Genomic DNA, 9478 nt, shown 5'->3' on the forward strand with positions numbered 1-9478 from the left:
CGCCGCTCGAGGGAGCCCCAGATGCGACGTTCAAGTGACGGCTTTGGCTAAACCGCCGGCCACTCGCGAACCGTGGATGAAGCGCCCCAATCGCAACCAGTCTCCTGGAGAGGTCTTTCCAAGAAGAAGGACCTTCGACGCCGGCTGGTTACCGATTCGAGAACGGCTAACCGGTGAGAGTGGGGGCCGACCGTCAGGACGAGCTTGCTAGCCTGTCCGCGACACCGGACCTGACGATTCGTCCACGTCGCGAAAGAACGCGGTTTCAATTCCAGCCGGTTGCGTCGATGACTTGCATCAGTGGTCGTCGCGCGCGAGTTCGACTACTGGCGACACAACGTCCGCCGTCGGCATGGACGGGAGGACATGACTGTCGCCTGCATCCGCGCCGAACTGTGGGTCTTGCACGCGGACGCGGCTGAGGAACGCGAATGCCGCGAGCGCGCATAGAAGGGTAACGACCGTGAGCCCGTCGAGCAGGCGGCCAAACGCTGCATGGTAGCTGGCCTGCAGTGTCGCGTGCGCGACGTCCGGTAGCCGCGCTGCGGCGTGCGCGAGGTCACCCGTCGCCAGCAGCGCGGCGGCCTCGGCGACGGCCGCCGGTTCGGCGTGCGGGACCGCCACGCGCAGGCGCCCTTGCGCGAGCGCCGCGAGCATCGCGCCCACTACCGCGAGCGCGATGCCCTCGCCCGCGACACGCGTCGTGCTGAAGATGCCCGTCGCCATTCCCGCGCGCGATTTTGGCACGACGCTCACCGACAGGCCGTCCATCAGCCCCCACGGCATCCCCGCGCCAATGCCGATTGCGAGCATCGGCGCGATCGCGTTTGCCCCCGCACCGGTGCGCAACGCTCCGGAGAGCGCGTACAGGCCCACTGCGGCGATCATCAGTCCGATCCCGGAGATCGCGCCCGCCGACATCCAGCGCGTGAGCGTCGCTGCGACGGACGGCACCACCAGCATCGGCGCCGACAGCGCCAGCATCAGCCAGCCCGCGTGAACCTCGTCGTAGCCGTCGACGCCGATGAAGCGCAGCGGCAACACGACGAGCAACACGATGTAGCAGTAGCAGGTCGCGATCGGCAGCACCTGGACGCCGACGAAGCGTGGATAGCGGAACAGCGACAGATCCAGCATCGGCCGCGCGACGCGACTCTCGACGATGATGAACGTGACGGCGAACGCGATGCTCGCGGCAAGCGGCCCGACCACCGCCGCCGCGCTCCAGCCGCGGGAAGGCGCCTCAATGACGCCCCACGTGAAGCAGGTAAGCGCGGCCGTGAAGGTTACGGTGCCACCCCAGTCGAGCTCACGCGCGTGCGGATCGCGCGACTCGCGCATCCGCGGCACGCCGAATCCGAGCGACAGCGCGCCCGCAATTGCACCGGCCGCAAAAATCGCGCGCCAGTCAAACTGCGCGATCAGCCAGCCGGCTAGCACCGGGCCGAATGCCAAACCAATTCCAAACGTCGTGCCGAGCGCACTAAACGCGCGGGTTCGCGCGTGGCCGTCGAATTCCTGAGCAAGTGCGGCAGTGCCGCCCGCCAGTGCCGCAGCGGCCGCCACGCCCTGTACGGCCCGCAACAGATCGACGACCACGATCGACGGCGCGAAGCCGAGCGCGAGCGAGGTCAGCGTGAAACCTGCGACGCCACACGCGAACACCCGCTTGCGCCCGAACCGGTCCGCGAGCGTGCCCGCGGCCATCAGCAGGCTGCCGAACGCGAGCATGAATGCGTTTGTGACCCAGTTCATCGCGACGGGGCCGCCGCCAAGATTGCGGCCGATCGACGGCGTCGCGACTGCGCCTCCAGAGAACGCGAGCGGCAACGCGAGCGCGGCCATGCAGACCGCAGCCAGCACGACGAGCCGTCTTGTCGAGTCGGGAGAATTCGTAGAGACCATCATCGCTCCTGGTGAAATATCGATGCCTAACGCATCCGGTCGAGCGACAAAGGATATTCCCGATTCAATGTGCTAAAAACGAGGTGCAGGTCCACACATAGCGGAGTTAACTTCCGCAATTAACCGAATCAGCGAGGGTCGAACTGGCATGGACAACCTGAATGGCATTGTCGCGTTCGTGCGCACCGCAGAGACGCTCAGCTTCGTGGCGGCGGGCCGAAAGCTCGGCATCTCGGCGTCGGCGGTCGGCAAGACGATCGCGAAGCTCGAGCGTGCGCTCGGCGTGCGGCTCTTCCACCGGACCACGCGCCGAGTGACGCTGACCGAAGAAGGCCGACATTTCCACGAGCGCTGTCATTGGATTCTCGAAGAGTTGCGCGACGCGGAGTCAATGCTGTCGAAGGCAGCGCAGTCGCCGCGTGGCCGGCTACGCGTCAGTCTGCCCGTGATTGGCTATCGCTTCCTGATGCCGGTGCTGCCTGCGTTCTGCGCGCGCTATCCGGACGTCGAGCTCGATCTCGATTTCAATGACCGGCTTGTCGATGTTGTCGATGGAGGTTTCGATGCAGTGATCCGCAGCGGTGCTCTCACCGATTCGAGCCTGACGTCGCGTCGGCTCGGGCCCTTCCGGTTCGTGCTGTGCGCGTCGCCCGGCTACGCTGCGAGCGCCGGCCTGCCGCGCACACTCGACGAACTCGAGGGGCACGGTTGCGTGCGTTATCGGTTCCCAACCACTGGCAAGCTGCAGCCGTGGCCGCTCGCGGCAGACGGCAGCGAACCGCGGAATCTGCGCACGGTAATGACCTGCAACAACATGGAGGCGTTGCGAGGCGCGGTTATCGCTGGTTTCGGGATCGGCTTCATGCCGGACTTCCTCGCGCGCGACGCTCTCGCGAGCGGCGCGCTCACCACGGTGCTGGACGATCACCCGATCGCGGCCGGTCAGTTTTCGATCCTCTGGCCGTCGAGCCGACAACTATTGCCCAAGCTGCGAGTGTTCGTCGACTTCATGTGTGCACACGTCTTTCCCGCGCAGTGAAATCCGCTCGGGCGAAGAAGGGCAACCCCATTCCGTCAAGGAAGTGAAGTAGTACAACAGCTCTTGTACTTTCAACCCGATGCGCCAGCGGCGGTTGAACTCCAAAAGCGGTCGTCGCGGTGAGCCGAGTCCGAACGGCGGTTCAGGGTCGATCAGAACCGGTGGTCGTCGGGCTCAGTTCGGCCGCCACGAACGGTCATTGGGCCGACACGCCCAGATTGACGACAATCGCCAACGAACCAATACGCATTTCTTAATAGTCAAATATCGTTATTTATTAAAAAAAATCACTCTCGATATAAAAAGCACCGTGATATGTTTTACTTTCGTAACGAAGAATTTTATCTTCGGAGAAGAAACGGAGAGAGATAATGATTGTAGATACGATAGGACTCCTGTTAAATCAGATAAGATTTATCCGGACGAGAAGTCGGTTCAATCGATTGAATTCAGCAGGATCCAGGTTCGGCTGGAGTGTGCTCATTATGGCGCTGTTCGGGTGCCAGGCTGCGATCGGCCAGACCAATACACCCGTGACAGGTATTAACCTGGGCAGCGAAATCAACGACATCCTCAACCAGAATCCCAACAACCCAACCCAGGCTATCAACAACTACATGGCCGCCGTCGCGGCGACGAACGTCCGCTGGGTTCGAATCGGCATCGACTGGGCGCAAACTCAACCCTCGCAAACGACGATCAACTCCAGCGATCCTAATCCAGGCACAAGCAGCGGATTGACGTGGGGAGTGGCGGACACGCTCATTCGTGCCGCCCGTAACAACGGCTTACGGGTGCTGGGCCTGATTACACTAACCCCTCCGTGGGCAGTGAGCTCAGAGTGCTCGAGCAGCTATCAGCAGGCGAACGGGGTTTCATCCTGGCTGTGCGCGCCGGATCCCGCGCTCTATACCAGTTTCGCTCGGGCCGCTGCCAAACATTACAGCAGCGATAGCTATGGCGGTGAGGTCGACGCGTGGGAGATCTGGAACGAGCCCAACTGCGGCATTGATTTCAAGCCTCACGATCCCGCTCTCTACACGACGATCCTGAAGAGCGTCTATCCGGCGATCAAGCAGGCAAATCCTCGCGCCTATGTATATGCCGGCGGTAGTTCAGGCTGTACCACGTATCCGAATAATACAAGCGGCGCGTTGCCGTCGAACGGTATCGCAGGGCTCGTTAATTCGACCAATTCCAGCTTCCCGGCGCCTACGCAATGGGACCCGCGCGACTGGCTGGCGGTGATGTACGCGGACGGTGCCCAAGGGTACTTTGATGCACTTGCCCACCACCCCTACTGTTATGGCGACGACTGGCAGTCAGCGTCAGACCAGTGCCCGAGCGCGACGCTCAATTCGACGTTCCCGCAATACTCGAATCCGTTCAACATGATGTGGCATACCTTTTCATCTCCCTCGTATGGCTGGCCGTCCAGCAGCGGGAATACATTCTCGAGCTACACGGGCACGAGCCTGCGCGACCAGATGAGTGCGCACGGCGATGGAGCGAAGACGATCGCCCTCACGGAGTTTGGCGTGCCGACCACCGGCTCGGATGGCGCGACAAATTTCACGGGGCAATTGGGCGGTTCTTCGACGCAGTACACGAACGCCAATTTCCAAACCTTGCAGAATGCGCCGTACTACACACAGGCCAATCAGGCACGCGAATATAGCGCTCTGATGGCCTGGATCGGGCAGCAAACGAAGGGGGCGTACGGTCCGGTGTATGCATACTCTTATTCGGATCAGGCGCTGTCCTTGCCCGGCAGCACGAATATCTACGAACCGTACTTCGGCATTATGACGCTCGGTTCGACGACCGGATCGACGGGCACCCCGGGTGCGGCGAAGATCGAAGGCACCTCTCAGGCGGCATCGAGTCAGTACTACCCCGCGTGGCCTAATTTCGGTGCAAGTGCAGCGGCTGCCGCTGCCGGCACAGGCGGATACGCACCGATCGGTCCGGGCTGGTTCAACGCGCAGGGGAACTAACTGCAGCGATGGGCATTCATGTTCATCAGTTTGAGCCGTGCGTTACACGACGAATTCCAGCAGCGCACGGCTCGCCCAAATCATGCCAGCATACCAAACGTTCACGACTCCCATTTGCCCAGGAGCAAGCCTCCAGAGTGTCTTCGCGAAGCCAGAATCTCACTTTCAGAGGCGACGGAAGGAGTCTGCGCTGATGAAATAACTTGAGTTGGCTTCGGATTCGAGCGAAGCGACTTTCAATATATGAACGGCCGCTATCCGGCAACCCGGTCGTCCGTTCAGGGTCGAGGTTGTGTGAAAACGCAAAAGTACTCGGTTTTCGGGTGTCGCTTTACCCTTCCCAAGTCACTGCCAAGCCAATACAGCGCGATCTGGAGGGCCGATTTTTTGGAGAACCTCATTCAGCACGCGTTTTCACACAACCTCGGTCGCGTGCCGCCGACCGCAGCCGTGCGAGGCTCGGGCCGTGCATGCTGATTGCATGAGGCGGCACACGGCCGAGGCCGTGTGAAAACGCAAAAGTACTCGGTTTTCAGGGGTCGCTTTCCCCCTCCCGGCGCACCGCCAAGCCAACACAGCGCGATCTGGAGGGTCGTCTTTCTCGAACTCCGCGCTCAGCCTGCGTTTTCACACGGCCTCGGCCAAGAGGAGACATTCGACACGGTCGCCTAAATGGTCGAGAATCAAGCGCCAGATCGTGGCTATCACGCGGAATCCGTTTCCATCACTGAGGCAACTATGACCATTTCTATTAGCCCGGTCTCCGACGTCACACCTGAGTTGGTTGAAGCAATGAAACGCCTGCTTCCCGAGTTGTCGTCTGCGTCGCCCCCCTCTGCCAAAGAGCTTTGCGAGATAGTTGCGTCACCCGCAACTGTTTTATTTGTCGCCCGGTCTGACGTTCAAGCCATAGTCGGCGTTCTTACATTCGTGTCTTTTCGTCTGCCGACAGGGATGCGCACGTGGATCGAGGATGTGATCGTTGATTCCAACGCTCGGGGTCTCGGCGTGGGGGCGGCTCTTTGCCAAACGGCTATCCGATACGCATCAGAACTGGGAGCAGTGAGTATTGACCTGACCTCACGACCATCACGGATCGCCGCGAATCAGCTCTATCAAAAACTCGGGTTTCAGCGAAGAGAGACCAATGTTTATCGGTACACGGTAGCGCCCTGAAGGTCTGCTTCAGAGAAACGCGAACGGCCGTGACGGGTCGCCAGGGGCCCGACGATCGTGCGGACTCAGTCGAGACGGGTAGGCAAAAAAATGCCCCGGGCGAACCGGGGCGAATGGTTTTTTGGACTTTACGCGGACGAAACCGCCATTTAAGGGTGGCGTCACGAACTTTACGGCGATCAATTTCCCGTGTCGGTCTGTGGTATCGCTAATTTGTACGTTGATCCATGCGCCGCAGGCTTCGAGACCTTCGCGGTCAGCGTCTTCGTCTTCGATTGGCCGCCCGGCGTGGTGATCGTTTGGTGGAGTGTGATGTTCACGTCGCCCAGCGACTCAGCGATGCCCGAGCGGATATCGCCTTCCTTGCCCTTGTCGGCTGGCCGTTCGATCTTGTCGCTGAAGACACGCGCCGCATCCTTGCCGCTGGAGGCCCAAAACGCTTTGCCGGGGCCCGCCTCTTCGCCGCCAGCCTGCATCGAGCGGTACATGTATTCGAGCTGCTCTGACGCACTAGACCCGCGGATATCCCTGCCCATCACCTTGCGGAAGTCGGCCTGGCGATCAGCGTGAAATTGGAAGAGCCCGTATGCTTTGCCGTTGTCGCCGACGGCTCCCGGGTTCATCCCGCTTTCCCTGATTGCGCTCGCAATGATCGCGGCTGCGTGCGCCTTATCGACGCCCATGCCCTGAACCTGAGCCATGCCGCTCTGCACGTCGTCGCGCACGCTGTACGCGCCCCCCACGGTTGCGCCGTAGGTCTCTCCAGCCGCAACCGCCGCTAGTATGGTTGTGATCGCTTCCTATCCATGGAGGCGACCACACCAGTACGACTCTGACTTCGCGCGCTGCCCTCCCCGGGGTCGCGCGCTTTTTTGTGCAAGCTGGCTGTCGATTCGGGTGCGGTTTGCGCCGTGCCAGCCTCTGTTGACGGTGGGCCGGTAATCCTTGAAGCAGATTCGGCCGTAACCGGACGCCCGACGCCACCGGCTAGACCGTGGGCACGCTCCTTTTACCTACTTTCCGAGAATCAGAATGGAAATTCAACCGTACCTTTTCTTTAACGGCCGATGCGAAGAAGCCATCAGCTTTTATTGTGATGCGCTTGGCGCCAAGGAACTGCTGAAGATGCGCTTCCGTGATGCGCCCCAAGGTTCGCCGGTGCCCTCGGAAACCATGGACAAGATCATGCACGCGACTCTCGCGATCGGCAAAACGCATGTGCTTATGTCCGATGGTGATTGCAGCACGGGTAATTCGGCGCACTCCGGCTTCAGTCTTTCAGTGACGGCGGATGATCTGGCATCAGCCGAGAAGTTCTTCAATGCCTTGGCGATGGGCGGCCAGGTCACAATGCCGTTGCAGAAAACGTTCTGGACGGCCGGTTTTGGAATGCTGGTAGACCGGTTTGGCGTGCCGTGGATGGTCAACGTGCAGCATGAGGGTGAGCCACCGGCTTGCGCACAAGATTAACCCGAACGGCGACTTGTAGCCTGAAACGCTTCGCATGTATTGCGTCGGGCGCCAGTCGGCCATCAAGAAAATGGCGCCCAAGTTTCGTCATTCTCGGCAAATGACGGAACCCAGAAAGCCCTGACCGCCACGCTCGGTTCGGGGCTTTCGCCGTTTTGAGGTACAGAAACAAAAAAAACCGCCCGAAGGCGGTTTCAGATATTCGAGCGGGTTACCCCTTACGGCGTGCCAGTTCAGACGCCGCCGTACTCAAGATGTCGGTACACGGTCGCTGCCGTCACCGTCTCCTCACTAGGGCACAGTAAGACAGTACTAGGAGCAGGTCTTGCCGTGTGCCGCATGGTCGCCAGCGGTCTTGGCTGCGGCTTCGGACATGTACTGTCCCTGCTTCGTTTTGCCGTAGACCGGGTCGCCGGAGCAGTGATACACCTTGGTCTTCGTATTGACCCACACCTGGCCGGAACCGCCGCCCGATGCCACGGGCGTGGTCGACGCGGTGACAGTGGGAGCCACGGCAGCTGCAGTAGTTGATGCGCCTGTCACGATGGCAGCACTCGACGGACTTGCCGTGGCCGCGCCGCTAACGGTCGCGCCAAACCACGTCTTGACACCCTTGTGACCCTTGCAGGCAGTTTTTTTAATCGCGCTGGAGCTGAACGAGCCGTCCTTGCACAACGCGGTAGTGCCCGCCGGTGCGCTGGCGGGTACTTGGGCGAAGCTGCTCAGCGACGCGAACAGGCCAGCCACGAGTACAGCTGGAATTGCAGACTTTTTCATGAACGATCCGTTTTTTTTGAGGATTGATGCTGGCCGCCCGTTGACTGGTTAGTGGGCTCACCGCTCACACAGAAGCGCGTGGTCAGCGCACCCAGTGACAGACACGATGATGATGGTCCCAGTGGCACACCTGGTGCGGATGAGCCTGCGCCATCCCGGGCGCCAGGGCCGCAAAGGCGGCGGCCGTAACCACACTCACAAATAGCAGGGCTTTCGCTTTCTTCATCTAGCTTCTCCAGTTCACGATCGTTGCGATCGTTGTCGTGACGATTGTCGCTGTCGCTCTTGCATACACGGCCTGCTCGCACAAAAAAGCGCGCCGAACAGGGGGAGTCGGCGCGCTGGGTCGCTGCGAGAGGCCACGCTTTTGTAGCGCAGCAAGGTCAATGCTAGGCTGATTCAGTGAACGCCAATGTCAATGGTTGTCAAACGATTTCGAGCGTGCCGACGATCTTGCGAGCCTCACTGTCGGCGACGCCATCGCACAGAAGCTCCACGAGGCAAGCGGTCCTGTACGCGCTCGCCTTTAGCGCAATCCTGTTTACCACCGAATTCCTTGCCGTCTTCGGCGCGGTAGATGATTTTCATTGCTGCGGGTTCCGGCAGACTGCATACGCGAGTTCAGCAACATCGCGCGGATTTACGCCATGCGCGACAAGCTGCCATCCAGCGGCGATATTTTCTGCGGCATCGGGGCCGGTCTTATTCACGGAATTAAGAGTTTGTTGAAGCGACATGCCACGGCTTGCAGCCGTCGCACCGATCACCTGATCCGCTGCAATTTTTGCGCAGGCATGGGACTTAGCATCCGTTGCAGCCATGTTGTAGTGGTCTAATCTCCCCGGACACCAATTTGGGCGAGAATACTCGCCATGAAGAGGTGTCTGATGAGCAAGCAACGTCGTACGTTTTCCCCTGAGTTCAAGCGCAGTGCTGCGTCTCTGGTCCTCGACCAGAGCTATAGCCACATCGATGCCAGCCGGTCGGTCGGCGTTGCGGAATCGGTTCTGCGTCGCTGGGTTCAACAATTGCACCAGGAACGCCACGGCATCACGCCTCAGAGTCCTGCAATGACGCCAGAGCAGCAGCGCATCCAGGAGCTGGAAGCGCGGGT

General features: G+C 60.6%; 11 protein-coding genes. 5 read left to right on the plus strand and 6 right to left on the minus strand.

Annotated features, from left to right (window positions below; translation table 11 throughout):
- Positions 1–297: 297 nt before the first annotated feature.
- Positions 298–1905, minus strand: a complete 1608-nt coding sequence (locus HHL14_RS10880) for an MFS transporter (protein ID WP_169497623.1) — start codon at positions 1903–1905, stop codon at positions 298–300.
- Positions 1906–2053: 148 nt separating this feature from the next.
- Between HHL14_RS10880 and HHL14_RS10885 the strand changes: the two genes are divergently transcribed.
- From HHL14_RS10885 to HHL14_RS10895, 3 genes are all read left to right on the plus strand, one after another.
- Entirely contained in the window at positions 2054–2944 is an 891-nt protein-coding gene (locus tag HHL14_RS10885) for a LysR family transcriptional regulator (protein ID WP_169497595.1), read from the plus strand.
- 443 nt (positions 2945–3387) lie between these two features.
- A complete protein-coding gene (locus tag HHL14_RS10890; protein ID WP_407945278.1) occupies positions 3388–4941 on the plus strand; it encodes a glycoside hydrolase 5 family protein in 1554 nt (517 codons plus the stop codon).
- A 672-nt stretch (positions 4942–5613) separates the two neighbouring features.
- Positions 5614–6117 (plus strand): GNAT family N-acetyltransferase, encoded by a 504-nt coding sequence (locus HHL14_RS10895; RefSeq protein WP_230412987.1) that lies wholly within the window; start codon positions 5614–5616, stop codon positions 6115–6117.
- Positions 6118–6296: 179 nt separating this feature from the next.
- On the opposite strand, the gene HHL14_RS10900 is transcribed toward HHL14_RS10895, so the two are convergent.
- Positions 6297–6842 (minus strand): phage tail tip lysozyme, encoded by a 546-nt coding sequence (locus tag HHL14_RS10900; protein WP_169497597.1) that lies wholly within the window; start codon positions 6840–6842, stop codon positions 6297–6299.
- 307 nt (positions 6843–7149) lie between these two features.
- Between HHL14_RS10900 and HHL14_RS10905 the strand changes: the two genes are divergently transcribed.
- Entirely contained in the window at positions 7150–7587 is a 438-nt protein-coding gene (locus HHL14_RS10905; RefSeq protein WP_169497598.1) for a VOC family protein, read from the plus strand.
- Between the two features lie 312 nt (positions 7588–7899).
- Here the strand turns inward: HHL14_RS10905 and HHL14_RS10910 are convergent, their stop codons facing one another.
- The 4 genes from HHL14_RS10910 to HHL14_RS10920 form a co-directional block, all read right to left on the minus strand.
- Positions 7900–8364 (minus strand): DUF3761 domain-containing protein, encoded by a 465-nt coding sequence (locus HHL14_RS10910; protein ID WP_169497599.1) that lies wholly within the window; start codon positions 8362–8364, stop codon positions 7900–7902.
- A gap of 82 nt (positions 8365–8446) precedes the next feature.
- Positions 8447–8590, minus strand: coding sequence for an HHHH-motif protein (locus HHL14_RS10915; protein WP_169497600.1), 144 nt, complete (start codon positions 8588–8590; stop codon positions 8447–8449).
- Positions 8591–8826: 236 nt separating this feature from the next.
- Positions 8827–8952, minus strand: a complete 126-nt coding sequence (locus HHL14_RS33555; RefSeq protein WP_268966598.1) for a hypothetical protein — start codon at positions 8950–8952, stop codon at positions 8827–8829.
- Positions 8949–9185, minus strand: coding sequence for a hypothetical protein (locus HHL14_RS10920; RefSeq protein WP_169497601.1), 237 nt, complete (start codon positions 9183–9185; stop codon positions 8949–8951). The genes HHL14_RS33555 and HHL14_RS10920 overlap by 4 nt, the downstream gene beginning before the upstream one ends.
- Positions 9186–9251: 66 nt before the next feature.
- Between HHL14_RS10920 and HHL14_RS10925 the strand changes: the two genes are divergently transcribed.
- Positions 9252–9478, plus strand: a 227-nt coding sequence (locus tag HHL14_RS10925; RefSeq protein WP_169497602.1) for a transposase, incomplete at its 3' end; no start/stop codon positions are given.

Source organism: Paraburkholderia antibiotica (assembly GCF_012927125.1).
GTDB classification, from domain to species: domain Bacteria; phylum Pseudomonadota; class Gammaproteobacteria; order Burkholderiales; family Burkholderiaceae; genus Paraburkholderia; species Paraburkholderia antibiotica.

Coding starts and splice junctions, on each gene's coding strand:
- HHL14_RS10920 (WP_169497601.1), bottom strand. CDS start 9,185: ATGGCTGCAACGGATGCTAAGTCCCATGCCTGCGCAAAAATTGCAGCG.
- HHL14_RS10910 (WP_169497599.1), bottom strand. CDS start 8,364: ATGAAAAAGTCTGCAATTCCAGCTGTACTCGTGGCTGGCCTGTTCGCG.
- HHL14_RS33555 (WP_268966598.1), bottom strand. CDS start 8,952: ATGAAAATCATCTACCGCGCCGAAGACGGCAAGGAATTCGGTGGTAAA.
- HHL14_RS10885 (WP_169497595.1), top strand. CDS start 2,054: ATGGACAACCTGAATGGCATTGTCGCGTTCGTGCGCACCGCAGAGACG.
- HHL14_RS10915 (WP_169497600.1), bottom strand. CDS start 8,590: ATGAAGAAAGCGAAAGCCCTGCTATTTGTGAGTGTGGTTACGGCCGCC.
- HHL14_RS10905 (WP_169497598.1), top strand. CDS start 7,150: ATGGAAATTCAACCGTACCTTTTCTTTAACGGCCGATGCGAAGAAGCC.
- HHL14_RS10895 (WP_230412987.1), top strand. CDS start 5,614: ATGGTCGAGAATCAAGCGCCAGATCGTGGCTATCACGCGGAATCCGTT.
- HHL14_RS10880 (WP_169497623.1), bottom strand. CDS start 1,905: ATGGTCTCTACGAATTCTCCCGACTCGACAAGACGGCTCGTCGTGCTG.